Genomic DNA, 25,321 nt, shown 5'->3' on the forward strand with positions numbered 1-25,321 from the left:
CGTACATGCGCAGACGTTCGGCCGGGAGTCGACGACTCCCGACAGCAAAATAGGGAGAAGAGCAAGATTATGGCGGTGCATAACTATGATGTCGTAGTCATCGGGACCGGACCGGCGGGCGAAAGCGCTGCCATCAACGCAGCCAAGCATGGCCTCAAGGTGGCGATTGTCGAAAAGCAGGCTCAAGTAGGCGGCAACTGCACCCACTGGGGCACTATCCCTTCCAAGGCGTTGCGTCATCAGGTCAAACAGATCATGGCGTTCAACACCAATCGCATGTTTCGCGACATTGGCGAGCCACGCTGGTTCTCGTTTCCCAAGGTAATGGAGCGCACGCGTAGCACCATCGACAAGCAGGTCGAGATGCGCACCACCTTCTATGCGCGCAATCGAATCGATTTATTCCAAGGGGTTGCACGATTCAAGGATGAGCATACCATCATCGTCCGCGATACTCTTGAGGGTAACGAGGAATTAGTTGCCAAGAAAATCGTCATTGCGACCGGTTCACGCCCTTATCGTCCAGGCGACATCGATTTCCGCCACCCGCGAATCTACTGCTCTGATACCATTTTAAGCCTTGCCCATACACCGCGCACTCTGGTGATTTTCGGCGCTGGGGTCATCGGCTGCGAATATGCCTCGATTTTCTCGGGGCTTGGGCTTAAGGTCGACCTGATCAACAACCGCGATAGTTTGCTGTCGTTTCTCGATGACGAAATCAGCGATGCGCTCTCCTACCACTTGCGCAAGCACGGCGTGCTGATTCGGCATAATGAAGAGTATGCCAGCGTCGAAGGGGACGACTCGGGCGTGGTGGTACACCTCAAATCGGGTAAGAAGATTCGCGCCGATGCATTTTTGTGGGCCAACGGTCGTACTGGTAATACAGATAGTCTCGGGCTTGAAAATATCGGTTTAGAAGCCAATGGTCGTGGTCAGCTTAGCGTTGATGAGCATTACCGCACGGCGATTCCGCATATCTACGCCGCCGGTGACGTCATCGGCTGGCCGAGCCTCGCCAGTGCTGCCTACGACCAGGGGCTCAACTCCAGCAACGAACTGCTGGCGCAAGAGTACCGCTTCGTCAGCGAAGTGCCGACGGGTATTTACACAATTCCCGAGATCAGCTCCTTTGGCCCCAACGAGCGCGAGCTGACCGAAGCCAAGGTGCCTTACGAAGTAGGCAAGGCGTTCTTCAAGGACACCGCCCGCGCGCAGATTACCGGTGATGTCGTCGGCATGCTAAAAATTCTCTTCCACCAGGATACGCTGGAGATACTCGGTATTCACTGCTTTGGCGACCAAGCGTCCGAGATTCTGCATATCGGTCAAGCGATCATGCAGCAGAAGGGCGAGGCGAATACGCTAAAGTATTTCGTCAACACGACCTTCAACTACCCGACCATGGCAGAAGCCTACCGTGTCGCAGCGCAAAATGGTCTCAACCGCGTGTTTTGACACCGGCAGTCAACACGGTTAGCGCTAAACGCAACGGGCCGCCTCAATGGCGGCCCGTTGCGTTGCTGTAAAATGATAGCAAAGCATGCTCATTGTCTGGCGTCTAAAAGCTCGATAGCGCGTTCCTGCCAGGGGCCGTCGAGATCACGAGCCTGGGCAAGTGCCTCGCCCGCCGCTTCGGTTTCTCCCAGCTGGATCAAAACGATGCCTAGATTGAGCCATGCCGCACCCAAGCGCGGGTCGAGAGTGGTCGCTGTCTCGAAGGCCTCTCTGGCGCGCTGCGTTTGGCCCAGACTGCCAAGTGTGTTCCCCAGAGCGAAATGGGCCACGGCGTCATTAGGGAAGCGTTCGGTCAATGCCTCCCAGCTGGAAAGCGTTGCACTCGCGCCATGTTGGCGCTCGAAGGCGCTGATCGCTTCGGTGGCGGTGCGCGGCGAGAGCCCCGCTGGCACCACGCCGGGTTCGGCGACGATGAAGCCCCAGCGCCGCGAGCGCGCCCAGGTGGCGTCGAAACGACGAAACGACAGGCTGTGGCGCTCGATCTCCCCGCTACGCAGGACAAGCGTACTTGCCGGAAGGTCATAGCCAATGGCGACGGCATAGTGCCACATGGGGTAGAGCGGCAGCGATAGATTCTGCAGTACGACGACGGGATAGCCATCGGCGACATGCCCAAGCAAGTGATCCAGCGTACTGCGAATGGGGAACGCCAACTGCCCTTGCCGGCGCACCGTGGCGAGCATTTCGGGCTGCACGCTACCTTCTCGGCCCGGAAGAAAGACCTGAGGAATCAGCGCCTCTTCGCTCACCTCGACGCCTTGGTAGTTGAGTACCATGGCCAAGGTGGCCGGGCCACACTGGTAATCATCCTGGGCAACGAAAGGGACGGCCTCAAGCTCCATGCGCGCGGGTAGCGTTTGCTCGGTGGCATCCAGCAGTACCGGCGTGCGCGCGCAGCCCGTTAACGCAAGGGCAAAGACGAGAACGCCCGCGAGGCGGGCGTTCTGACGATGACCGATCAAAAGGCGCTTAGCGCGTGAACGGATAGACATCCGTCAGCCCCAGAATATCGGTAATCAAGAGGATGATGAAGACGGCAAACAGCGCGCCTACCACCCCCGCACCGGCCGGCATCTGGTCGAGTTGATCGGCCATCTGACGCGCTTCGGCATCGCTCAGGGCGAAGACACGCGCTTCGACGTCGGCGGGGTCTACACCCTGAAGGAGCATCTGTTGCTGCACGTCGGCGCGGGCGAGGACGTCACGAATGCGCTCGCGATCGGCGCTGCCCTGGTCGCTATCGAGTAGCGATTGTGTCGAGAAGAGTTCGGTCGACGACACAGGCGCGGCCACGACTGGCAGGCTTGCAACGGTCAGCGTGGCAATGAGGAGCACGGAAAGGTAACGGCGAAGTGTTTTCATGGTCTTCTTCCTTGGACGCTTTTTTTAAGTACGCACGAGGGGATCGTGCGTCAGGGGTAGGATAATCAGTTTGGGCGTGAATTTCTCGCCTTTTGTCCGCCTTGCACGCTGATGAATTTACAAGCTGCTTTATGCCTGGGCGCCCACGCGGTAGGTCCAGGCGGCATCGGCCAACGGGCCGCGGCCACCGGCCATGGTCAAGGCAAGATCGTGCAGGCCGGGCCACAGTGGCACCATGACCGCGCCTTTGATGGCAAGATCCAATCGCTGGGCCATCAGTAAAAGCTTGTGCAAGCGCTTCATCGGCAAACGTTGCAGCGCCTTTTGATAGGCAGGGCGGCGCTTGTCGAAGATCATGGGCTTTTGCACCTTGCAGGCATGCTCGAAGCTTTGCCCCTGATCGAGGTGCTGATGCAGCGACAGCAGGGTGCGCAGCTCGCGGCTCAGCGCCCAAAGCACGATAGGCGCTTCGACGCCTTCGCTTTTGAGGCCTGCCACGATGCGCGACGCGCGGTTCGGGTCGCCGTTTAAGCAGGCGTCGGCCAGGTTGAAGACATCGAAGCGGCTGCTGTCGGCAACGCCCTGGGCAATGCTTTCGACGTTCAGCCGTGCCCCAGGTGGGTTGAGTAGCGCAAGCTTTTGTAGCTCCTGATCGGCGGCGAGCAAATTGCCTTCGGTCCGCTCGCCCAAAAGCCGTGCCGCCTCCAGATCTAGCTGCAAACCGTGAACGCTGGCGCGGTCGCGCACCCAGTAGCCTAAGCGCGAGGCATCTACCGGCCATACGGGTACGAACAGCCCGTGCTTGTCCAATGCCTTGAACCAAGCGGTTTTTTGCTGCTTGGCTTCGAGCTTGCCCATGCTGATCAGCAGAACGTCTTGGCTCTCGCTTAGATGCTCGGCGTACTCCGCCAGCACTTTGGTGCCTTCTTGGCCAAGTTTTTGGCTTCCCAGACGCAGTTCGAGTAGCTTGCGCGAGGCGAAGAGCGACAGGCTATGGGCAGCTTCGAGTAGCCGTCCCCAGGCAAAGTTGGGCTCGACGTCGAGCACTTCGCGCTCCTCGATGCCTGCCTGACGCGCCGCTTGGCGTACGGCGTCGCAGGCATCGCGGTGCTGGAGCGGCTCGTCACCGGCAACGATCACCACGCTTGGCAGCTGCTTGGCGAGCGCAGCGGGCAACTGGTCGGCAAAGACCTTCACGCCTGCCCCGCAAGGTAGCCCAAGCGCTCGATGATGCGCTCAGCCAAGCGCTGCTCAAGGGTACGCTCGGCTTCGCGGAAGAGGCTGTCGCGGTTGAGCAGGTTGTCATCGTTGACGCGAATGCGGGTGCGCACGCTAAGCGTTTCGTTGTTGAGACGATAAGCGCCATTTTCGCGCTGCTGCACCGAAAGCGAAATGGCTAGAGTCAGTTCGTGCTCGCGGCTGCCGCGCCCGTCGCTGCCGAGCTGGCGGCTGCGCCGCTCGGCGCTGCCCAACGTTACCCGCCACTCACCGTCGCTGCGTACCTCGGCGCCGCGCTGCTCCAAGCGCGTGCGCAGGAGGCGATAGAGCTCGCTGGTGTCGTCGCCTTCGAGCGCCAGCGACGGCAGGCTTGGGAGCGCGTCGGTGCCACGCAGGCGAAAGCCGCAGCCGCTAAGAACGAGCGCCGCGGCAGCGGCGCCTCCCAGGGTCAAAAAGGTGCGTCGGTTCATCTCACTCCCTCTGAAATCAGTCCCTTTGGGTTTATAACCCCTGGTTTATAACCCCCAGGTTTAAAACCCGATGGGCTTAAAATCCTCTGGATCTTAAGCGACGACGATATTGACCAACTTGCCGGGAACGACGATCACCTTGCGCACCGCCTTGCCCTCCAGATGGCGCTGAACGTTTTCGCTGTTCATCGCCAGCGCCTCAATGGCGGCCTTGTCGGCATCCGCCGGGGCTTCCAGGCGAGCGCGAAGCTTGCCGTTGACCTGCACCACGAGCTCGATGCTTTCGCGCGCGAGCGCCGATTCGTCGAGTGCGGGCCACGTGGCGTCGATGGCCGGGGTGGCGTGGCCAAGCTGCTGCCATAGCGTGTGGCACATGTGCGGGGTGATGGGGGCCAAGAGCAACACGCAAGCCTCGATGGCTTCGCGGCTCACGGCCAAACCCTGATCGCTTACGTCATCGAACTTGGCGATGGCGTTGGAGAGCTCCATCACGGCGGCGATGGCCGTATTGAAGGTGGTACGGCGGCCGATGTCGTCGCTGGCCTTCTTGATCGTTTCGTGGGTCTTGCGGCGCAGCGCTTTCTGCGCGTCGTTGAGCTGGTCGACGATGAGGCTGCCTGGAGTGCCCGTCGCGAGGTGCTCGTGCACCTGGCGCCAAAGACGCTTGAGGAAGCGCTGAGCCCCTTCGACGCCCGAGTCGGACCACTCCAGCGACTGCTCGGGCGGCGCGGCAAACATCATGAACAGGCGCACGGTGTCGGCACCGAAGCGGTCGATCATCGACTGCGGGTCGACGCCGTTGTTCTTCGACTTGGACATCTTTTCGATGCCGCCCATCTCCACCGGCTGGCCGTCGCTGATCAGCGTAGCGCTCACCGGGCGGCCCTTGTCGTCGCGCTGAACATCGACGTCGGCCGGGTTGAACCACTGCTTGCCGCCGTTATCCAGCGTACGGAAGTAGGTTTCGGCGATGACCATGCCTTGGGTCAAGAGCTGCTGGAAGGGCTCGTCGCACTCGACCAAGCCGAAGTCGCGCATCAACTTGTGGAAGAAGCGGGCGTAGAGCAGGTGCAGAATCGCGTGCTCGATACCGCCGATGTAAAGATCCACCGGTAGCCAGTAGTTGGCGCGCTCGTCCAGCATCGCCTCATGGTTGTCGGCGCAGCAGAAACGGGCGAAGTACCAGGAGGACTCCATGAAGGTGTCGAAGGTGTCGGTTTCGCGCACCCAGCCGTCACCCAGATCGGAGAAGGCGGGCATTTTCTTCAGCGGCGAGCCCGAGGCGTCGACGGTGACTTCCATGGGCAGCTCGACTGGCAGCTCGTCGTCGCTGAGCGGGACGGTCTGGCCTTCGGGGCCGTACTTGACCGGAATCGGCGCGCCCCAGTAGCGCTGACGTGCCACACCCCAATCGCGCAGGCGGAAGTTGGTTTTGACTTCCCCACGCCCCAGCGTGGCGAGCTTGGCGGCGATGGCGTCGAAGGCCGCTTCGAAATCCAAGCCGTCGAACTCGCCGGAGTTGATCAGGGTGCCATGTTCGACGAAAGCTGCCTCGGAAAGATCCGGTGCCTGGCCGTTTTCAGCCGCGATGACCGCCTTGATCGGCAGGGCATACTTGGTAGCAAAATCCCAGTCGCGCTGATCGTGTCCGGGAACCGCCATCACTGCCCCCGTGCCGAACTCCATGAGCACGAAGTTGGCAACGTACACCGGCACGTCTTCGCCCGTTAGCGGGTGAATGGCGCGGTGCCCGGTGGGCATGCCTTTCTTCTCTTTGGTCGCCATCTCGGCTTCGGAGGTGCCGCCTTTGGCGCACTCTTCGCAGAAATCGGCAAGCGCGGGGTCGCTCTCGGCGGCCTGCTTGGCCAGCGGATGCCCAGCCGCAACGGCCACGTAGGTTACGCCTAGCAGCGTATCGGGGCGGGTGGTGTAGACCGCCAGCGGTTCGGCAGCCTGGCCATCGGCGGTCGTTACGTCAAAGGTCAGCTCGACCCCGCGCGACTTGCCGATCCAATTGCGTTGCATGGTCTTGACCTGCTCGGGCCATTCGACCTTATCCAGGTCACTAAGAAGCTCTTCGGCGTAGTCGGTGATTTTCAAGAACCACAGCGGAATCTCCTTACGCTCGACCAGCGCGCCTGAGCGCCAGCCTCGCCCGTCGATGACCTGCTCATTGGCAAGCACGGTTTGATCCACCGGGTCCCAGTTGACCGTCGACATCTTCTTGTAGACCAAGCCCTTGTCGACCAGTTTGGCGAAGAACCACTGCTCCCAGCGGTAGTAGCTTGCATCGCAGGTGGCGAATTCGCGGCTCCAATCATAGGCAAAGCCTAGCGCCTTCAACTGGTTGCGCATGTAGTCGATGTTCTCGTAGGTCCACTTCGCGGGCGGCACCTGGTTTTGGATCGCCGCGTTCTCAGCCGGCATGCCAAAGGCGTCCCAACCCATTGGCTGCATGACGTTTTTTCCCTGCATGCGCTGGAAACGCGAGACCACATCGCCAATAGTGTAGTTACGGACGTGGCCCATGTGCAGCTTGCCGCTGGGGTAGGGGAACATCGATAGGCAGTAGAACTTTTCCCGGTTCGCATCCTCGATTGCCTTGAAACACTGGTTCTTCTCCCAGTACTGCTGCGCGTCACGTTCGATATCACGAGGGCTGTAATGTGCGTCCATCGGTTCTTTTCTATGCCTTGGCGAGTTCGCCCCCTACGGGCGCGAAGTGAATGGAGATGACAACGGTACTGATACCACAAAGGGAGTGGCTATCGTACGAATGAGGTCGATTGTATCCTATGAAGGAGTATCCTTGAACGCCAATGCGTAATGGGATGCCGGGCGCGGGTAGTGCGCCATTTGAAAGCGTCGAGAAAAAGGAGAGTCGTGATGAGCGAGCAACACAATGACCATCGTCTGCGTGAGGGCTACGAGCGCTTGTTGGAGCGTCTTCGCGAAGGTGCCAACGAGCTGACGTGGGACAACCTGCAAAAGGATCTGGACGATGCGGTAGCCTTCGAAGCGGAACTCGAAGAGTACACCAAAGACGAACTTGCCCTGCTACGCGCCTGGGTCGAACGCGATCTGCGCGACATGCGCCACTACCTATCGGACTCGAGCCGCCAAGTAGCGGGCTGGTTGGGGATCGATCTCGATGCGCTTTCCCGCCGCGTGGCGGAGTCGCTGTTATCGATTGCCGATCGCAGCGTAGTGGAGCGCGAGCGCTTCGAAGACGATTTGGAAGCCGCGCGAGCCGACTACTGCGAAGGCGAAGTGGTCGCCCCAGGGCTAATGGCCTGCGTGCACTGCGATGCCCAGGTGATGCTTGAAACGGTGGCGAGGCTGGAACCCTGTCACCAGTGTGCCCACCGCTACTTCTACCGTTTCCCCAATAAGATTGTCGAAACCTAACGATTTGAAAAAATAAAGTTTTAAAGACCACACGACGATCACGTTAGCCACTCGCCCGAGAGGGTGAGGATGGCCAGCACCAAGAGGCTCATGAACCCGGCATAGGGCAGGTTGTGCTTCATCATGCGGTACCCGCTGACCCCGTAGCGTCCCTGGAGGGAAAGGTTGATTCCCGACAGGGGCCCAACGCTCGTTCCCACCCCCCACGCTGCCAGCGCAACGAAGGCAAAGCGCGTCTGTTCGCCGCTTTCGAGCGAGAGTAGCGATGCCAAAATCGATACCCCAATAATGGGGTGTAAGCCGAGTAGGGCGCTGGCGACGATGGCCGCGAAGCTGGCGATCGCCTCCCAGGTGCCGAAGTGGGCGAACAGCGTCCAGTCGTTGCTGGTGACGGCGTCCACGAGCGTGGAAAGCCCCAAGGTAAATAGCCCCGCCGCCAAAAATAGCGACACCTCACCGCGCATGCCGGGCAGGCGCACCAGGGTATGCTGCTTGAGCCGCTGAAATGTCCATTTGCCGCCGTAGGGCAGGTTGCTCAGTAGCGCAACGACAGGAATCAAAAAGGTAATGATGCTGACGATGGAGAGCCTAGGCGTGATGACGAAGTGAAAGAGCATCACTAAAAGCGCCATCCCCACCGGCATCATTAGGCTCTTAGGGGCTAGAGAAAAGCCGATAACGTTGTCTAAGTCGAAGCGGCGCTTGAGATCAAGGGTAGTAAAGAGTCCCGCCATCATCGCTAGCGGCAGCCCCATGGCCATGACCTTGGCGTAGTGCATCTCGGGTGCCAGCGCTAGCGCCACCCCCATGGAGGCGAAGAAGGGCGACCAAAGCGCGGCACTGGAAAGGCCACGGTTGAGCGCCAAGAGCTGAGGAAGGCTGAGCGGCGCCGAGCGCGCCAGGCGGTCGCCCACTAGAATCACCGTGGACATGTTCAAGATGCTGCCCAGCAGATGCACGCCAAGCCAGGTGCGCAAGATCCCACCGCTTCCCGTTAGCCGCCTGCCGGGGGCTTTTTGGCGCCCCTGCTCCTTGCCTACCAAGGTGATGAAGCTCACACCCACCAGCATCGCCGCGACGAAGGCGTTACCCTGCAGCACGCTCGGCCAGTGAATGTGGGCGCCATAGCCCCAGCGCGCCACTAACAGCATGACGATTCCCAGAACGATCAGCACCATCGCCTGCATTCGTGAACGCTTGGGAATATCGCGCCAGAGCAGAATGACTGCCGCCCAAAGCAGATAGCTGACGCTATTGGCCGTATTCAAACCGCCCGTAAAGCCGATGATTTGGGCAAGCAGCCCGGCCAGTGTCAGCACGCCTGCCACGCGCTGGCGAAGAGTGGTCTCGTGCATGTCCGATCCTTAGTGGGGATTAGCAGGCTAATCGGATACGCGGGGAAAGGCCAGTGCTACAGGGTCGCAACGTAAGGCCATTTTGTTGTTTGATATAGCTATTGGCACTTGCATTGAATGCGCAAGCGCGCGTCATCAATGGACGTTTACTTAAGGTAGGGACACGCTATGAACATGAACGATATCGACTTCGACTCATCGTGGCTCGTGTGCGACGCGAAGCACTTGGAGCAGATGAAGCGTGACTTAGTCGCCGAGGAGACGAGTAACCCCGATGATCCCGATCTTCTCGCTATCGTCACCCCGGAAAATCGGCTTTTTGTATTCGAAGATGGCGAGAATCGGGCAACGCTATTCAACTATGAAAAAGAGCGCCGTTTTCTTTCGTCAGCCCGCGAAGTGCTGTTCTGTACAGCCGAAAAGCGGGGGCACTATTCGGATATCGCGCTTTACAAGGATGGCAGCTGCCAGTGGGCGCTATGGCACGATGGCTTGGATGACCCGCGTCATCTGGATGAAACGGGCGAGCCAGCGGGCAATTACGCCATGATCAAAAAAACGCTGCTGCGTATGCAGGACGAGCTTGGCGACAATCCCGAGGGTATCGACCATCTCTATGCGCTTCCGCTGCTGTTAGCGCGGGATCTATACGGCTACGGCGCCGACACGGCGCTGCCGCAAGGCGCGATATATAAATGGGATACCAAGCCGCGCCCCTCTGGCATCGCTCGATTCTTCAAGCGCCTTATGGGGCGTGATTGAGAGCCGTTAGCTTTGAGCATGATCGCCAATTTTATACCGTTATCCTATTGGTGGAGATGCTTACATTGGAGGAATTAGCCATTGATACACGACAGTTGCCCAGTGACGGCTCTTCACTTTGGGCGGGCATGGGGGATTATCTGCTGCGCTCGCCGGACGATCGTCACTCCCTGCGCCTTACTTATGTAGCCGAGCCTCCTTTTGGCGATTGTTATCAAACGCTCTCCATCGACGGAATTGCTTTTCCTGGCTGGGCCTGGGGCTGCTGCTTCGCTTTTTCGCCGGAGAGCCGCTACGTCGCTTTTAGCTGGATGGCAAGGCGCTACGAGCGTCAAACGGCCGTCGTCGATGTTCAGGCACGGCGCTTTAGTGTGCTGCCTGAGTACATGTTCGATTTCACCTTCTGCTGGCCAGCGCTCGTTGGCTGCGGCAAGTGGGAAGGGCTCACTTATTGCTTCAATGGCCAGGAGACGCGGCAAGCGTATTGAACTGGGTGAGTGCTTCGTCAGCCAGGCCGCGCGGCGTCGAGCTCTTCGATCATTTTCCGCGCTGCATTGGAGAGCGTGCGATCGGTATGCACGAGATAGCCAAGAGGGCGGTGAATCAGCGGGGTATCCACCGCGAGGTCGACGAGCTCGTCATCGATCATCCCTTCGGGCAACAAGCTCCAGCCTAGCCCCACGCTACACATCATCTTCAGCGTCTCCAGGTAGTTCGTCGCCATGCTGACGTTGAGGCTAAGCCCCGCGTCGTGAAAGCGCTGCTCGATCAAGGCGCGCGTAAACGTGCGAGCGCCCGTCATGATGCAGGTGTGCTGGCAAAGCGTTGCCAGGCTGAGTGTGTTGGCGGCGGCGGCAAGGGGATGATCGGGTGCGCACACGAAACAGAGCCGATCGGTCCAGACCGGCTGCGCTTTCAACTGGGCGTGCGGCGTGGGGGAGAGTGTGACCACTGCCATCTCCAAAGAGCCATCAAGCACGCCTTGATAGGCCAGCTCCGAGTCGAGAAAGTGAAGGTCGAGTTCTACGTCGGGATGGCGCTGGGTGTAGCGCTTGAGCAGCGGCGGCAGCCGATGCAGGCCTATGTGGTGGCTCGTGGCGAGGGTCAAACGCCCGCCGATCTGCCCCGACAGATTGGTCAGCGCCCGGCGGCTATCCTCCATTGCTTGAAGGATCCGTCGCGCCTGGGGAAGCAACAGAAGTCCGGCTTCCGTCAGCGTGGTTTGGCGCCCGATGCGATCGAACAGACGGGCGCCGACCTGCCCCTCCAGGGTGGCAATGCGTTTGCTCACGGCGGGCTGGGTGAGATAAAGCACCTCGGCGGCGCGGGAAAAACTGCGCGTTTCGGCCACGGCGAGAAAGGCCTGCAAGCTTTGGGTATCCATTGCTATTCCTGTTTGGAATCCAAAGCATGAATAACATGAATTGCTTTTATACGCGAGAGGGGAGACACTCGGCTCACTACTGGCGCAAAGACGTCAGCGCAAAACACTAGCATTCGGTGGGCACCGCCCGGGAGAAGGCCTCATGTCAGGACAAACGCTTTACGACAAGCTGTGGGACCAGCACTTGGTCAAGCAGCGCGACGATGGTACCGCGCTGATCTATATCGATCGTCAGCTGCTTCACGAAGTCACCTCGCCGCAGGCCTTCGAGGGGCTGCGCTTGGCAAAGCGTAAGCCCTGGCGCTTGGATGCCAATCTAGCAACGCCGGATCACAACGTGCCCACCACGCTCAAAGAGCGCGCCGAAGGCAATAGCGGTATCAAGGACCCGGTGTCGTTGATCCAGGTGCAGACCCTGGACGATAACTGCAAGGCCTTCGGTATCGAAGAGTTCCAGATCAACGACCCGCGTCAGGGTATCGTCCACGTGGTGGGCCCCGAGCAGGGCGCGACGCTGCCCGGCATGACCGTGGTGTGCGGCGACTCCCATACCGCGACCCACGGCGCTTTCGCCGCACTTGCCCACGGTATCGGCACCTCCGAGGTGGAGCACGTGCTGGCCACCCAGTGCCTGCTGGCGCAGAAAATGAAGAACATGCAGGTGCGCGTCGAAGGCGAACTCGGCCTCGGCGTCACCGCCAAGGACGTCGTACTGGCGATCATCGGTGAGATCGGCACCGCAGGTGGCACCGGTTACGCCATCGAATTCGCCGGTAGCGCCATCGCCTCGCTCTCCATGGAAGGGCGGATGACGGTGTGCAATATGGCCATCGAAGCAGGCGCACGCGTCGGCCTGATCGCCGTCGATGACGTTACCATCGACTATCTCGCCGAGCGTCCCTTCGCCCCGACTGCCGAGCAGTGGCAAGCGGCGGTGGCCGATTGGCGGGCGCTGGTGTCCGATGAGGACGCTACGTTCGACAAGGTCGTCACCCTCAAGGCCGAGGAGATCGAACCGCAGGTGAGCTGGGGCACCAGCCCCGAGATGGTCACGGGGATTTCCGGCCAGGTGCCGGACCCGCTGGCCGCGGATGATGAAACGCTCAAGCGCAGCCATACCCGGGCACTGGAGTACATGGGCCTGCAGGCCAACCAGAAGATTACCGACATCCGCCTCGACAAGGTGTTTATCGGCTCCTGCACCAACTCGCGCATCGAAGACCTGCGCGAAGCGGCCAAGGTGGCGCGTGGCAAGAAGGTCGCCGACTCCATCAAGCTCGCCATGGTGGTGCCGGGCTCAGGGCTGGTTAAACGCCAGGCCGAAGCCGAGGGGCTCGATAAAATATTCATCGACGCTGGGTTTGAATGGCGTGAGCCGGGTTGTTCGATGTGTTTGGCCATGAATGCCGACAAGCTCGGCGCGGGCGAGCACTGCGCCTCGACCTCCAACCGTAACTTCGAGGGCCGTCAGGGCTACGGCGGGCGCACCCACTTGGTTAGCCCTGCCATGGCGGCGGCGGCAGCCATTGCCGGTCACTTCGTCGATGTTCGTACGCTTGCCGCGAACGACGCAAGCCATGCGCAGGAGGCGTGAGAAATGAAAAAATTTACCCGTTTCAACGGTATCGTAGCGCCGCTCGACCGCGCCAACGTGGATACCGATCTGATCATTCCCAAGCAGTTTCTCAAGTCGATCAAGCGTACCGGTTTCGGCGTCAACCTGTTTGATGAGCTGCGCTACCTCGACGAAGGCTACCCGGGCCAGGACTGCTCGCAGCGTCCAATCAATCCCGATTTCGTGTTGAACCTGCCCCGCTACCAAGGCGCCGAGGTGCTGCTCGCCCGGCGTAACTTCGGCTGCGGCAGCTCCCGCGAGCACGCGCCCTGGGCGCTTGAGGACTTTGGTTTCAAGGTGGTCATCGCCCCGAGCTTCGCCGATATCTTCTACAACAACGCATTCAAGAACGGCATCCTGCTGATCACCCTGAGCGAAGAGGAGGTCGATACGCTGTTCGAAGAGGTCGAGGCAAGCGAAGGCTACCGTCTCGATGTCGATCTCGAACATCAGCGCATCACCACGCCGGGTGGCCAGGCCTTTGCTTTCGAGGTGGACGCTTTCCGTAAGCACTGTCTGCTCAACGGTCTCGACGACATCGGCATTACGCTGCAGGACGAAGACGCCATTCGCGCCTTCGAGGAGAAGCATCGGCAGGCGCGCCCTTGGCTCTTCCGCCAGCCCGCGTGAGCGTTATCGTTTTCAACGAAGGACTTGTTTCAATTAAGGACTTGGCATGACCCATAACGTATTACTGCTGCCCGGTGACGGTATCGGCCCTGAAATCGCAGCCCAAGCGGCGCGCCTGCTCGACGCATGTCAAAAGGCCGGGCTCGATATCAGCGTGGAAGAGGCGCTAGTGGGCGGCTCGGCCTACGACGCCCACGGCGTACCGCTGCCCGATGCCACCTTGGAAAAGGCGCGTAAGGCGAGCGCCATTCTGCTCGGCGCCGTTGGGGGCCCCAAGTGGGACAAGATCGACGACCTTTCCAAGCGTCCGGAGAAGGGGCTTTTGGGCCTACGCAAGAACCTTGGGCTCTTCGGTAACCTGCGCCCAGCGATGCTCTACCCTCAGCTTGCCAGCGCTTCGAGCCTCAAGCCCGAGCTGGTGGCGGGGCTCGATATCATGATCGTGCGCGAGCTCACCGGCGGAATTTATTTCGGCCAGCCGCGCGGCATCGAAGAGCGTAACGGCGAGCGCGTGGGCTTCAATACCTACGTCTATTCCGAAAGCGAGATTGAGCGTATCGGTCGCGTCGCCTTCGAGATGGCGCAAAAGCGTGGCAAGAAGCTCTGCTCGGTGGACAAGGCCAACGTGCTGGAAGTCACCATCCTGTGGCGTGAGGTGATGGAGCGCTTGGCGCCGGAGTATCCGGACGTCGAACTCTCGCACATGTACGTCGACAACGCCGCAATGCAGCTGGTGCGCGCGCCCAAGCAGTTCGACGTGGTAGTTACAGGCAACATGTTCGGTGACATCCTCTCGGACGCCGCCGCCATGCTGACCGGCTCCATCGGCATGCTGCCGTCGGCCTCGCTCAACGAGACCGGCCAGGGCATGTACGAGCCCTGCCACGGCAGCGCTCCGGATATCGCCGGGCAGAATATCGCCAACCCCTTGGCGATGATGCTCTCGGTGGCCATGATGCTGCGCTACTCGCTGAACGAAACGGCAATGGCCGAGCGCATCGAAGCCGCCGTAGGGCGCGTGCTCGACGACGGTCTGCGCACCGCCGATATTGCGTCGCCCGGTATGCAAACGGTGTCGACCGTCGAGATGGGCGATGCGGTACTGGCCGCGTTTGCTCAAGGCTGATCGCTCGCAAGCTACTAATACAAGCTACTCATTATCAAACCCTTTGCCAGTCGGTCGCCTCTTGGGGGCGGCCGACGGCTTGCGTTAATTTGTGTATAATTAGCGTCTCATTCTTTGCTGGAGGACTTTTCATGTTGAAAGTCGGTTTCGTAGGGTGGCGTGGCATGGTGGGCTCCGTGCTCATGCAGCGTATGCAGGAAGAGGGTGATTTCAACGGCGTCGAGCCGATTTTCTTCACCACCTCCCAGGTCGGCCAGCCAGGACCCGACCTCGGCGTCGACGTACCTCCGCTCAAGGATGCCTACGCCATCGATGAGCTCAAGGCGTTAGACGTCATCGTGACCTGTCAGGGTGGCGACTACACCAAGAAAGTCTACGGCGACCTGCGCGGTGGAGGCTGGAAGGGCTACTGGATCGATGCGGCCAGTACTCTGCGCATGGACGACGAAGCGACCATCATTCTCGATCCGGTCAACCGTGGCGTCATCGATGCCCAGCTAGCCAAAGGCGCTAAGACCTTCGTTGGCGGCAACTGCACCGTGAGCCTGATGCTAATGGGCCTGGGCGGTCTTTTCGAAGCCGACCTGGTCGAGTGGATGACCTCGATGACGTATCAGGCGGCTTCCGGCTCTGGCGCCAAGCATATGCGCGAACTGCTGACCCAAATGGGCCAGCTGCGCGATAGCGTTGCTCCCGAGCTTGCCGATCCGGCCAGCGCCATCTTGGATATCGACCGCAAAGTGACCGCAGCCATGCGCGGCGGCGATTTCGCGGTAGATAACTTCGGCGCCCCGCTGGCGGGCAGCCTACTGCCTTGGATCGACAGCAAACTCGAAAGCGGCCAGAGCCGTGAAGAGTGGAAAGGCGGTGTCGAGACCAACAAGATTCTGGGTCGTATGGACAATCCGGTGCCCATCGACGGTCTTTGCGTGCGTATCGGTGCGATGCGCTCGCACAGCCAAGCCTTCACCATCAAGCTGAAAAAAGACGTGCCGCTGGACGAAATCGAAGAGCGCATTGCGCAGCACAACCAGTGGGTCAGCGTCATTCCCAACGATAAAGAGGCGACCATTGCAGGGCTTACGCCTGCCGCTGCCACCGGCACGCTCAACGTTCCAGTGGGCCGCCTGCGCAAATTGGCCATGGGCGGTGAATACCTGTCGGCCTTTAGCGTTGGCGACCAGCTTCTGTGGGGTGCGGCCGAACCGCTCAAGCGTATGCTCAAGATCCTGCGCGAGCAGTAAACATAAGCGCCACGCGAAAGCGGGTAAAAAGCGGAGGCTTCGGCTTCCGCTTTTTTCGTTATGTCACGCCCGATTAGGTCACGCAATACCGTCGCCAAAGGTGGCAATCATTGCGCAGGGCCGGGATAATGAGGGTCTTCTTTTCCCTCATCCTCTGTTAGTTGCGAGGCGATGACGCAATCTTACCGCTTTGACGAAACCACACCGCTGACCGGCCGCTTGGCCATGAGCGTCGAATACGACGGCACCCACTACTGCGGCTTTCAGCGCCTCAAGCACGCCGCCTCGGTGCAGGGCTCGCTCGAAGCGGCGCTGGCCAAGGTGGCGGGTGCGCCGGTGCGTATCCACGCCAGTGGGCGTACCGACTCCGGCGTGCACGCCACCCGCCAGATCCTTCACTTCGACCCTCCCGAAGCGCGCTCCGAGAAGGCCTGGATCTTTGGTGCCAACGCCAATTTGCCGCGTGATATCGCCGTGCGCTGGGTCAAGCCCGTGGCCGACGACTTTCACTCGCGTTTTAGCGCGCTAGGGCGGCGCTATCGCTATCTACTGCTCAATCAGCTGAGCCGCCCGGTCATGGAGCGCAACAACGTGACTTGGTGCCGCGACCCGCTGGATGCAGGCGCCATGCATCGCGCTGCCCAAGCGTTGGTGGGGGAGAATGACTTTTCGAGCTTTCGGGCGGCAGGCTGCCAGTCAAAAACGCCATGGCGCCATCTGCACTTCATCGAGGTCAAGCGTCACGGCCCGCTAGTGGTGGTGGACGTACAGGGCAATGCGTTCTTGCATCATATGATCCGCAATATCGTTGGCGCGCTGGTCAGCGTCGGTCGCGGCGAGCAGGACGAAACCTACATCGCGCGCCTTCTGGCGCTGAAAAATCGCCAAAAAGGTGACGTTACCGCGCCCGCCTGCGGCTTGCACTTCGTCGATTCGCTCTACGATGAGCGCTTCGACTTGCCGCGTGAGTCGCTGGGGCCGAACTTGCTCGCTTTTCTGGGCGAGTGGACCGGCGAGCGTGATATTCCCGATACGCCCATGGTGGCGTTTCGCCGGGGGGCGCCCGTCGCGGCGCTTAATGCCGAGGAGGCCAAGTGAGCCGCCGAACCCGAATCAAATTTTGCGGTCTGACCCGTGAGCAGGATATCGAAGACGCCGTAACTCTGGGCGTCGATGCGCTGGGGTTCGTGATGTGGGCGCCAAGCGGGCGAAGTCTGAGCGCTGCGGCGCTGGCGTCTCTTACGCCGCGTGTGCCAGCCTTCGTGACCCGCGTGGGGCTTTTTGTCGACCCTAGTGAAGAGGAGGTAGGCGCCTGTTTGCCGCATTTGGATCTGCTGCAGTTTCACGGCAATGAGTCGCCTGAGTTTTGCGCGCGCTTCGGTCGCCCTTGGATCAAAGCGCTGCGCATGCGCGACGATCTCGATCTACACGCATCAGCGCGGGCATTCGACGGCGCCCAGGCGCTTCTGCTTGATGCGTATCGGCCGGGCGTACCGGGAGGAACGGGGGAGACCTTCGACTGGGAGCGAATCCCCGCAGGGTTGAGCAAACCTGTTATCCTCGCCGGTGGTCTGACGCCTCAGAATGCCGCGCGCGCCATTACGCAGGTGGCGCCCTATGCGCTCGACGTCTCGGGTGGCATCGAAGCGTCGCGCGGCATCAAGTCGGCAGATAAAATGGCCGCCTTCGTGGCCCAAGTAGCGCAGGGGGATCGGCTGCGAAGCGCGCCTTGACGTTCACGACCGCGCGCCGGTCTCAACCCATTCCCACACCTGGCGATCAAGTGAGGTATGTCCGTGAGTAAGTTCAGCGACCTGACCCGACTCCCCGATGCCCGTGGCCACTACGGCCCCTATGGCGGTCGGTTCGTCTCGGAAACCCTGAGCTACGCGCTGGAGGAGCTTGAAACGATCTATTCGAGCCTTCGCGACGATCCCGACTTCCAGGCCGAGTTCGACCGCGATTTGGCCCACTACGTGGGTCGCCCCTCGCCGCTTTACCACGCCGAACGCTGGTCGCAGCACTTGGGCGGCGCGCAGATTTGGCTCAAGCGCGAAGACCTCAATCACACTGGTGCGCACAAGGTCAACAACACCATCGGGCAGGCGCTGTTGGCCAAAAAAACCGGCAAACCGCGCGTCATCGCCGAGACTGGGGCAGGGCAGCACGGTGTGGCCACCGCGACGGTCGCTGCGCGGCTCGGGCTTGAGTGCGACGTCTACATGGGCGCCGAAGACGTCGAGCGCCAGAAGCTCAATGTCTATCGCATGCGCTTGCTCGGTGCGCGGGTAATTCCGGTCGAGTCGGGCACGCGCACGCTCAAAGATGCCATGAACGAAGCGCTGCGTGATTGGGTCACCAACGTCGACAACACCTTCTACATCATTGGCACCGTTGCCGGACCGCACCCTTACCCGCAGCTGGTGCGCGATTTCAATGCCGTGGTGGGTCGCGAAGCGCGGGCGCAATCGCTTAGCCACATCGGCCGCCTGCCCGATGCGTTGATCGCCTGCGTGGGCGGCGGCTCCAACGCCATGGGCCTATTTTATCCCTTCGTCGAGGACGACGAGGTCGCTATGTACGGCGTCGAGGCCGGTGGCGATGGCGTCGAGACCGGGCGCCACGCTGCTCCCCTTACCGCCAACGCCCCGCGGGGAGTTCTCCACGGTAATCGCACCTATCTAATGTCGGATGAGGCAGGGCAGGTGTCGGATACCCATTCGATCTCGGCCGGGCTCGATTACCCTGGCGTTGGCCCCGAGCATGCGCTGTGGAAGGATGTCGGCCGGGTCCGCTACGTTGCCGCCAACGACAAGGACGTGCTCGACGCTTTTCGTGAACTCACGCGGATGGAGGGCATCATGCCCGCACTCGAGTCGGCGCACGCCATGGCCTACGCCAAGGTGCTGGCGCCGCAAATGCGCCCCGATCAGCACATCGTCGTCAACCTCTCCGGGCGCGGCGACAAGGACATCATGACCGTTGCCAAGCTCGACGGTATCGATATTTGAAGGCGTCAGCGACGTCGACAGTAAGGGTCCCGCATGAACCGTATTGATCAACGCTTCGAAGCGCTCAAACGCCAGGGTCGCAAGGCCCTGATTCCCTACATCACCGCCGGTGACCCGGCGCCCGAGTGCACCGTGGGCTTCATGCATGCCCTGGTCGAGGCGGGAGCTGACGTCATCGAGCTCGGCGTACCGTTTTCCGACCCTATGGCCGATGGCCCGGTGATCCAAAAAGCCTGCGAGCGGGCACTCAAGCATGGCACCTCGCTTGCCGATCTGCTCGATATGGTGGAGACGTTTCGCCAAGCCGACACCACCACGCCGGTCGTGCTGATGGGCTATCTCAATCCGGTCGAGCGGCTGGGCTACGAGCACTTTGCCCGCCGCGCCGCCGAAGCTGGCGTCGATGGCGTACTTACCGTCGACATGCCGCCGGAAGAGGCCGATGAGTTCGGTCCGCTGCTAAAGTCGCATGGTCTGGCAGCGATTTTCCTGGTCGCACCTACCACTTCCCCTGATCGTGCCGCTACAATATGCGCCCACGGTGAAGGGTATCTCTACTACGTTTCATTGAAGGGCGTGACCGGAGCGGCAACGCTGGATGCCCTAGAGGTAGCCAAACGTTTGGCGCCGCTGCGTGAAATGACCGATATCCCGCTTTGTGTGGGTTTCGGCATTCGCGACGGGGTCTCGGCCGCCGAGGTGGCCAAGGTAGCTGACGGCGTGATCGTCGGCAGTGCTCTGGTGAACCGCATCGCCGCCAATGTCGAGACGCCCGAAGTGATCGCGGGTGAATTGGCCAGCGTACTGGCGGAGATGCGCACCGCGATGGATGCATGATGGGCGCCTTATCGGCGCGACGCGTGTAACGATAGAACACTTTCAACGCCTGGTGCGGCCAGGCATTGACGTATAACGGAAGCCTTTTGATATGAGCTGGTTAGATAAGATTGTGCCCTCGATGGGGCGAATCCAGCGTAAAGACCGCCGTGCTAGCGTGCCGGACGGCTTGTGGCGTAAATGTCCCAAGTGCGAGGCGGTGCTCTACCTCCCGGAACTGGAAAAGCATCACAGCGTCTGCCCCAAGTGCGACCACCACCTGCGCCTGACCGCGCGCAAACGCCTCGATTGGTTCCTCGACAAAGAGGGCCGCGAAGAGCTGGCCGCCGATATTGAACCGGTCGACCGCCTCAAGTTCCGCGATTCCAAGAAGTACAAGGATCGCCTGGCGGCCGCGCAGAAAGAGACCGGTGAGAAGGACGCCCTGATCGCCATGCGCGGTAATCTCGACGGCCTGCCGGTCGTTGCCGTGGCCTTCGAATTCACTTTCATGGGCGGCTCCATGGGGGCGGTGGTGGGCGAGAAATTCGTTCGCGCTGCGACCCTGGCCCTTGAAGAGAACCTGCCGCTGGTTTGCTTTGCCGCTTCGGGCGGTGCGCGGATGCAAGAAGCGCTCTTCTCGCTGATGCAGATGGCCAAGACCTCCGCAGCGCTCGAGAAACTCAAGCAGGCCGGAGTGCCCTACATCTCCGTGCTCACCGATCCGGTCTTCGGCGGCGTATCGGCATCGCTTGCCATGCTGGGTGATCTCAACGTGGCCGAGCCCAATGCCTTGATCGGCTTTGCGGGCCCGCGCGTCATCGAGCAAACGGTGCGCGAAACCCTGCCGGAAGGCTTTCAACGCAGCGAGTTCTTGCTCGACCACGGTACCGTCGACATGATCGTGCACCGTCACGAGATGCGCAGCCGACTCGGCGGTGTACTGCGCAAACTGACCCACCAGGACGCGCTGGATAGTCTCGTCTCAGAGTCCGACGTGATCGAGCCGGTGGTGGATGAGGAGGCGCTCGCCGCCAAGGCCGAGGCGGCCGACGCAGCTGCCGATACCCCCGCAGCCGACAGCTTAGATGCACCCTCACGCAATGCCTGAGACGCTCGATCAGTGGCTTGAACATCTCGAGGCCCTGCATCCGGTCGGTATCGATCTGGGTCTCGAGCGCGTTGCCCAGGTGGCTGAACGCATGGGGTTGATATCAAGCTCTGTTTCAACCACTGCTACAAGCCCTGTTCCAAGCTCGATCGCCCCCCGCGTGATTACCGTGGCAGGCACCAACGGCAAGGGCTCTACCCTGGCGATGATCGAGGCCGTTGCCGCCGAGCACGGCCTGCGCGTGGGCAGCTACACCTCTCCGCATCTACTGCGCTACAACGAGCGCGTTCGTCTCGATGGTCAAGAAGCCGATGATGCGCTGCTGTGTCGTGGCTTCGAAGCGGTCGAGCGAGCGCGCTTGCAGGCGCCTGCCATTAGCCTGACCTATTTCGAAGCGGGTACGCTCTGCGCCTTTTGGTGTTTGGCTACGGCCGAGCTCGACTTAGCGGTACTCGAAGTAGGGCTGGGCGGGCGTCTGGACGCAGTCAATATCGTCGATGCCGACGTTGCCATCGTCACTACCATCGCGCTCGATCATGCCAATTTTCTTGGCACCGATCTCGCTCAGATCGGGCGTGAAAAGGCCGGTATCTTCCGCGCGGGCAAGCCCGCAGTGCTGGGCAGCCAAGCATTGCCCGGCAGCGTGACGGAAGAGGCCTTACGACTCAACGCCCCCTGTTACGCGCTGGGCGAGGCATTCAGCCGCAGCGACGTGAGCGAAGATGGCTGGGCCTGGCAGGGTCAAGACGGCCACCAAGCGCCGCTTAGCCTAAGCGCGTTGCCCGATCCCGGCCTACCCTTGGATAATGCCGCGACCGCCCTGCAGGCGCTATCGCTAGCAGGCGTTGCACTCGATGCAGCGAAAACGCGTCAGGCGCTGTCCAAGGTAATGCTAGCGGGGCGGATGCAGTGGTTGGGGCAGTGGTGTGTGGATGTGGGGCACAACCCCCACGCGGCCACCTACCTAGCCACGCGTCTGCCTGACGCGCCCGAGGGCGGTCAGTGGTGGGGGCTATTGGGCATGCTCAATGACAAAGATGCCGACGGCGTCATTGCTCCGCTGGTGGCGCGCATTCCTCACTGGGTCTGCGTGAGCCTCGACGGGGAGCGAGGGCGCAGCGCCGAGGAGCTGGCGGCACGTATTACTCGATTAGGGGGCACGGTGCATCACTGCGCGGCGTCCCCTGAAGCGGGCGCGACGTGGCTGGCACCACGTCTTGCCACGCATGATCGCGTACTGGCCACGGGGTCGTTCTTCACGGTAGCGGCGCTGCTAGCAATGCCGCTACCGGCAAGTGCTTAGTACTGGGAACAAGAGTGCTGGGAACAAGAGTGCTGGAGGGAATAAGAGATGAAATACGGTAAAACAGAGCGTATCAGTGGTCTCGTCATTCTGTTGGCACTACTGGCTATTTTCGTGCCGTGGCTGATGAGCGATCCCGCCCCGCGCGAGGAGCGCCCGCAGCCAAGCTTCGTCATTGAAGAGCCGATTAGGGTCGAGCGTACCGACGTCGCCACGCCCGAAAGGCCGAGCACTATCGACTTAGGCCAGGGCGATGATCGCCAGATCGATACCAGCGGGCTGACGTCGCCGATTGAGGCGATGCCTCGTGAGCCGCAAACCGATAACGTGCCGAACACCTCCAGCGGTAGTGGAACGCAAGCGCCTGCGCGCGATCCTATCGCTGCCATTGCCACGTCGAGCGAGACGGCCACGGCGGGGAACGCGGGTTCTAATAACGCTTCAAGCAGCTCATCCTCGACTAGCTCATCGTCCAACAGCAACTCATCATCTAGCAGCTCGTCATCGAGCGGCTCGTCTGGCCCTGCGGCTAGCGCACAGGGCGAGTGGGCGGTCCAGGTGGGTAGCTTCGGCGAGCCCGCCAACGCACAGCGCCTGGGAGAACAACTGCGTCAATCCGGCTTCACCGTATTCACCCGTCAGCGCGATAACAACATGACCACCGTTCTGGTGGGCCCCTACGCAAGCTCGGATGCAGGCGAGCAGGCCATGGCGTCGATCAAGCAGCAGGCCAACGTTCAGGGCCTCTTGGTGCGGGTGAGAGATTGACGATGGCGTTGACCTGGATCGATGCGGTTTTTCTCGCCGTACTGGCGCTCTCCATGCTGGCCGGTTTCGTGCGTGGCTTCGTTCGCGAGGCGCTGGGGCTTGCTGCCTGGGTCGTCGCGCTCATGGTCGCGCGGGTGCTGGCGGAGCCGGTGGCGGAGATGATGAGCGGTCTCATCGAAAGCTACGATGCTCGTTTAGTGCTGGCCTTTGCGCTGGTCATCTTCGCCGTGATTCTGCTTTGCGGCATCGTCATTCGGTTGGTTCACGCGGCCATCGAGTGGGTGGGTATGGGCCTGCTCAACCGCTTTGCCGGTGCGGCCTTTGGCGTGGCACGGGGAGCGGTCATCTTGCTGATCGCGACAGTCGTCATCACCCTGACGCCGCTCTCGGGGCTTCAGGCGTGGCAGGAGGCGTCGCTGCGCCCGACCTTTATCGAGCTGCGCGACTGGGCGGTGAGCCAGTTGGATCAGTGGGAGCGCGAGTTGCCCGAAGCCCCGGCATCGCTGCGCGATATTTCGCTGCCCGATCTGCGCACTCCTACGCAAATCGAGTGGTAAGACTATTTCTGATCGCCGAGCACGGGACTTGTCGTGCGTGTTCGGTAGCTAGGCGGTTTTGAACGTCCGTGTAGGCGCTATTTCCGACGAAAAGCGACGCTGTACGCGGTCCTAGGCACCAAGCGAGGTAACGGTAATGTGCGGTATTGTGGGCCTTCTGGCCAAGCAGGCGGTAAATCAGGCGATCTACGATGGCTTGACCGTTCTACAGCATCGGGGTCAGGACGCTGCCGGCATGATGACATGGAACGAGGGGCGCTTTTTGCTGCGCAAGAGCAACGGTCTCGTGCGCGACGTCTTCCATACCCGTCACATGGCGCGCTTGAAGGGCAATCTTGGTATCGGCCACGTGCGCTATCCGACTGCCGGATCGTCGAGCGAAGCCGAGTCGCAGCCGTTCTACGTCAACTCGCCCTACGGCATCGCCCTGGCGCACAACGGTAACCTGACTAACTCTGAGCAGCTTAAAAAAGAGCTGTTCTCATCAGATCTGCGTCACATCAATACCAGTTCCGACTCCGAAGTGCTGCTCAACGTCTTTGCCCACGAGCTTGGCAAGCAGGGTTTGCACCTTGAAGCCGAGGACGTTTTCGATGCGGTACGTCGCGTACATCGCCGCTGCCGTGGCGGCTATGCGGCGGTCGCCATGATCAACGGCTTCGGCATGGTGGCTTTTCGTGATCCCCACGGCATTCGCCCCATCGTCTACGGCACCCGCGAGAGTGACATCGGCCAGGACGTGATGATCGCCTCCGAGTCGGTCGCCCTCGACGTGGGTGGCTTCGAGCTTGCCCGCGATCTGGCCCCGGGCGAAGCGATTTTCGTCGATATGCAGGGCAACGTGCAGACTAAAGTCTGTGCCGATCAGCCGCTACTGCGTCCGTGTATCTTCGAGCACGTCTACCTCGCTCGCCCTGACTCGCTGCTCGATGGCGCTTACGTATACGGCACGCGTATGCAGATGGGGCGTAAGCTGGGGGATCGCATTCTCAGCGAGTGGCCCGATCACGATATCGACGTGGTCATCCCGATTCCCGATACCTCGCGTACCTCGGCGCTGGAGATGGCGCAGCATTTGGGCGTGACCTATCGCGAAGGTTTCATGAAGAATCGCTACATCGGGCGTACCTTCATCATGCCGGGGCAGACGCAGCGTAAGAAATCGGTGCGCCAGAAGCTCAACGCCATTGATGTCGAATTCAAGGGCAAGAACGTGCTCTTGGTAGACGACTCCATCGTGCGCGGCACCACCTGCAAGCAGATCATCCAGATGGCGCGCGACGCCGGCGCCAACAAAGTCTACTTTGCCTCGGCGGCGCCGCCCGTTCGCTATCCCAACGTTTACGGCATTGACATGCCAGCCGCTTCCGAGCTGATCGCCCATGGGCGTAGCGAAGAAGAGGTGGGCCAACTGATCGGCGCCGACCGTATCTTCTATCAGGATCTAGAGGATCTGAAAGCGGCCTGCCGTGAAGTGAACCCGGAAATGCAGGAGTTCGACTGCTCGGTGTTCGACGGCAATTACGTCACTGGCGACATCGACGAGGCCTACCTCGCCGTGCTCGAAGCCAGCCGCAACGATGCCGCCAAAGGCGCAGGCATAAGCGGCCACGCGCTGGTGGACATGCATAACCAGGACGACGACATCGACGATTAGGAG

General features: G+C 61.0%; 24 protein-coding genes. 17 read left to right on the forward strand and 7 right to left on the reverse strand.

What is annotated here, in order from left to right:
• The first annotated feature begins 69 nt into the window (after positions 1-69).
• Positions 70-1,461: a Si-specific NAD(P)(+) transhydrogenase gene (gene sthA, locus LLY24_RS08910; protein WP_259035927.1), complete on the forward strand. Its 1,392-nt coding sequence runs from the start codon at positions 70-72 to the stop codon at positions 1,459-1,461.
• An 89-nt stretch (positions 1,462-1,550) separates the two neighbouring features.
• On the opposite strand, the gene LLY24_RS08915 is transcribed toward sthA, so the two are convergent.
• From LLY24_RS08915 to leuS, 5 genes are all read right to left on the reverse strand, one after another.
• A complete protein-coding gene (locus LLY24_RS08915; RefSeq protein WP_259035928.1) occupies positions 1,551-2,513 on the reverse strand; it encodes a PA2778 family cysteine peptidase in 963 nt (320 codons plus the stop codon).
• Positions 2,491-2,883: a PA2779 family protein gene (locus LLY24_RS08920; protein WP_259035929.1), complete on the reverse strand. Its 393-nt coding sequence runs from the start codon at positions 2,881-2,883 to the stop codon at positions 2,491-2,493. The genes LLY24_RS08915 and LLY24_RS08920 overlap by 23 nt, the downstream gene beginning before the upstream one ends.
• Positions 2,884-3,012: 129 nt before the next feature.
• The gene (holA, locus tag LLY24_RS08925) at positions 3,013-4,080 is read right to left on the reverse strand and encodes a DNA polymerase III subunit delta (RefSeq protein WP_259035930.1); all 1,068 of its coding nucleotides are present in this window, start codon (positions 4,078-4,080) and stop codon (positions 3,013-3,015) included.
• A complete protein-coding gene (locus LLY24_RS08930; protein WP_259035931.1) occupies positions 4,077-4,571 on the reverse strand; it encodes an LPS-assembly lipoprotein LptE in 495 nt (164 codons plus the stop codon). Before LLY24_RS08930 ends, holA begins: the two co-directional genes overlap by 4 nt.
• 93 nt (positions 4,572-4,664) lie before the next feature.
• Complete coding sequence (gene leuS, locus LLY24_RS08935) at positions 4,665-7,247, reverse strand: leucine--tRNA ligase (protein WP_259035932.1); 2,583 nt, start codon at positions 7,245-7,247, stop codon at positions 4,665-4,667.
• A gap of 210 nt (positions 7,248-7,457) precedes the next feature.
• Between leuS and LLY24_RS08940 the strand changes: the two genes are divergently transcribed.
• Positions 7,458-7,979, forward strand: coding sequence for a zinc ribbon-containing protein (locus tag LLY24_RS08940; protein WP_259035933.1), 522 nt, complete (start codon positions 7,458-7,460; stop codon positions 7,977-7,979).
• A 38-nt stretch (positions 7,980-8,017) separates the two neighbouring features.
• Here the strand turns inward: LLY24_RS08940 and LLY24_RS08945 are convergent, their stop codons facing one another.
• Positions 8,018-9,334 (reverse strand): hypothetical protein, encoded by a 1,317-nt coding sequence (locus LLY24_RS08945; RefSeq protein ID WP_259035934.1) that lies wholly within the window; start codon positions 9,332-9,334, stop codon positions 8,018-8,020.
• Between the two features lie 168 nt (positions 9,335-9,502).
• On the opposite strand from LLY24_RS08945, the gene LLY24_RS08950 reads away from it, so the two are divergent.
• Positions 9,503-10,096: a hypothetical protein gene (locus LLY24_RS08950; protein WP_259035935.1), complete on the forward strand. Its 594-nt coding sequence runs from the start codon at positions 9,503-9,505 to the stop codon at positions 10,094-10,096.
• 65 nt (positions 10,097-10,161) lie between these two features.
• Complete coding sequence (locus LLY24_RS08955; RefSeq protein WP_259035936.1) at positions 10,162-10,584, forward strand: hypothetical protein; 423 nt, start codon at positions 10,162-10,164, stop codon at positions 10,582-10,584.
• A 17-nt stretch (positions 10,585-10,601) separates the two neighbouring features.
• Here LLY24_RS08955 and LLY24_RS08960 read toward each other — a convergent pair whose 3' ends face one another.
• Positions 10,602-11,480 carry a LysR family transcriptional regulator gene (locus tag LLY24_RS08960; protein WP_259035937.1) on the reverse strand — a complete coding sequence of 293 codons (879 nt, stop codon included), beginning with the start codon at positions 11,478-11,480 and terminating at the stop codon, positions 10,602-10,604.
• A gap of 142 nt (positions 11,481-11,622) precedes the next feature.
• Here LLY24_RS08960 and leuC point away from each other — a divergent pair, with 142 nt between their 5' ends.
• The 13 genes from leuC (at position 11,623) to purF (ending at position 25,318) form a co-directional block, all read left to right on the forward strand.
• Positions 11,623-13,074: a 3-isopropylmalate dehydratase large subunit gene (gene leuC, locus LLY24_RS08965; RefSeq protein WP_259035938.1), complete on the forward strand. Its 1,452-nt coding sequence runs from the start codon at positions 11,623-11,625 to the stop codon at positions 13,072-13,074.
• Between the two features lie 3 nt (positions 13,075-13,077).
• On the forward strand, positions 13,078-13,725 hold the full coding sequence (gene leuD, locus LLY24_RS08970) for a 3-isopropylmalate dehydratase small subunit (RefSeq protein ID WP_259035939.1): 648 nt from the start codon (positions 13,078-13,080) through the stop codon (positions 13,723-13,725).
• 46 nt (positions 13,726-13,771) lie between these two features.
• Positions 13,772-14,851, forward strand: coding sequence for a 3-isopropylmalate dehydrogenase (gene leuB, locus LLY24_RS08975; RefSeq protein ID WP_259035940.1), 1,080 nt, complete (start codon positions 13,772-13,774; stop codon positions 14,849-14,851).
• A 131-nt stretch (positions 14,852-14,982) separates the two neighbouring features.
• Positions 14,983-16,095 (forward strand): aspartate-semialdehyde dehydrogenase, encoded by a 1,113-nt coding sequence (gene asd / locus LLY24_RS08980; protein WP_259035941.1) that lies wholly within the window; start codon positions 14,983-14,985, stop codon positions 16,093-16,095.
• A 171-nt stretch (positions 16,096-16,266) separates the two neighbouring features.
• The gene (gene truA, locus LLY24_RS08985; RefSeq protein ID WP_259035942.1) at positions 16,267-17,193 is read left to right on the forward strand and encodes a tRNA pseudouridine(38-40) synthase TruA; all 927 of its coding nucleotides are present in this window, start codon (positions 16,267-16,269) and stop codon (positions 17,191-17,193) included.
• Positions 17,190-17,828, forward strand: coding sequence for a phosphoribosylanthranilate isomerase (locus tag LLY24_RS08990; RefSeq protein ID WP_259035943.1), 639 nt, complete (start codon positions 17,190-17,192; stop codon positions 17,826-17,828). Before truA ends, LLY24_RS08990 begins: the two co-directional genes overlap by 4 nt.
• A gap of 57 nt (positions 17,829-17,885) precedes the next feature.
• Positions 17,886-19,106, forward strand: coding sequence for a tryptophan synthase subunit beta (trpB, locus tag LLY24_RS08995; protein WP_259035944.1), 1,221 nt, complete (start codon positions 17,886-17,888; stop codon positions 19,104-19,106).
• A 33-nt stretch (positions 19,107-19,139) separates the two neighbouring features.
• Positions 19,140-19,943: a tryptophan synthase subunit alpha gene (gene trpA, locus LLY24_RS09000; protein WP_259035945.1), complete on the forward strand. Its 804-nt coding sequence runs from the start codon at positions 19,140-19,142 to the stop codon at positions 19,941-19,943.
• Positions 19,944-20,034: 91 nt separating this feature from the next.
• The gene (accD, locus tag LLY24_RS09005) at positions 20,035-21,033 is read left to right on the forward strand and encodes an acetyl-CoA carboxylase, carboxyltransferase subunit beta (RefSeq protein ID WP_259035946.1); all 999 of its coding nucleotides are present in this window, start codon (positions 20,035-20,037) and stop codon (positions 21,031-21,033) included.
• Positions 21,011-22,336: a bifunctional tetrahydrofolate synthase/dihydrofolate synthase gene (folC, locus tag LLY24_RS09010; RefSeq protein WP_259035947.1), complete on the forward strand. Its 1,326-nt coding sequence runs from the start codon at positions 21,011-21,013 to the stop codon at positions 22,334-22,336. The genes accD and folC overlap by 23 nt, the downstream gene beginning before the upstream one ends.
• A 48-nt stretch (positions 22,337-22,384) precedes the next feature.
• Entirely contained in the window at positions 22,385-23,104 is a 720-nt protein-coding gene (locus LLY24_RS09015) for an SPOR domain-containing protein (protein WP_259035948.1), read from the forward strand.
• A gap of 2 nt (positions 23,105-23,106) precedes the next feature.
• Complete coding sequence (locus LLY24_RS09020; RefSeq protein WP_259035949.1) at positions 23,107-23,661, forward strand: CvpA family protein; 555 nt, start codon at positions 23,107-23,109, stop codon at positions 23,659-23,661.
• Positions 23,662-23,797: 136 nt separating this feature from the next.
• On the forward strand, positions 23,798-25,318 hold the full coding sequence (purF, locus tag LLY24_RS09025) for an amidophosphoribosyltransferase (RefSeq protein ID WP_259035950.1): 1,521 nt from the start codon (positions 23,798-23,800) through the stop codon (positions 25,316-25,318).
• The last annotated feature ends 3 nt before the right edge of the window (positions 25,319-25,321 follow it).

Source organism: Halomonas dongshanensis, from assembly GCF_024790395.1.
Classification (GTDB): Bacteria; Pseudomonadota; Gammaproteobacteria; order Pseudomonadales; family Halomonadaceae; genus Vreelandella; species Vreelandella dongshanensis.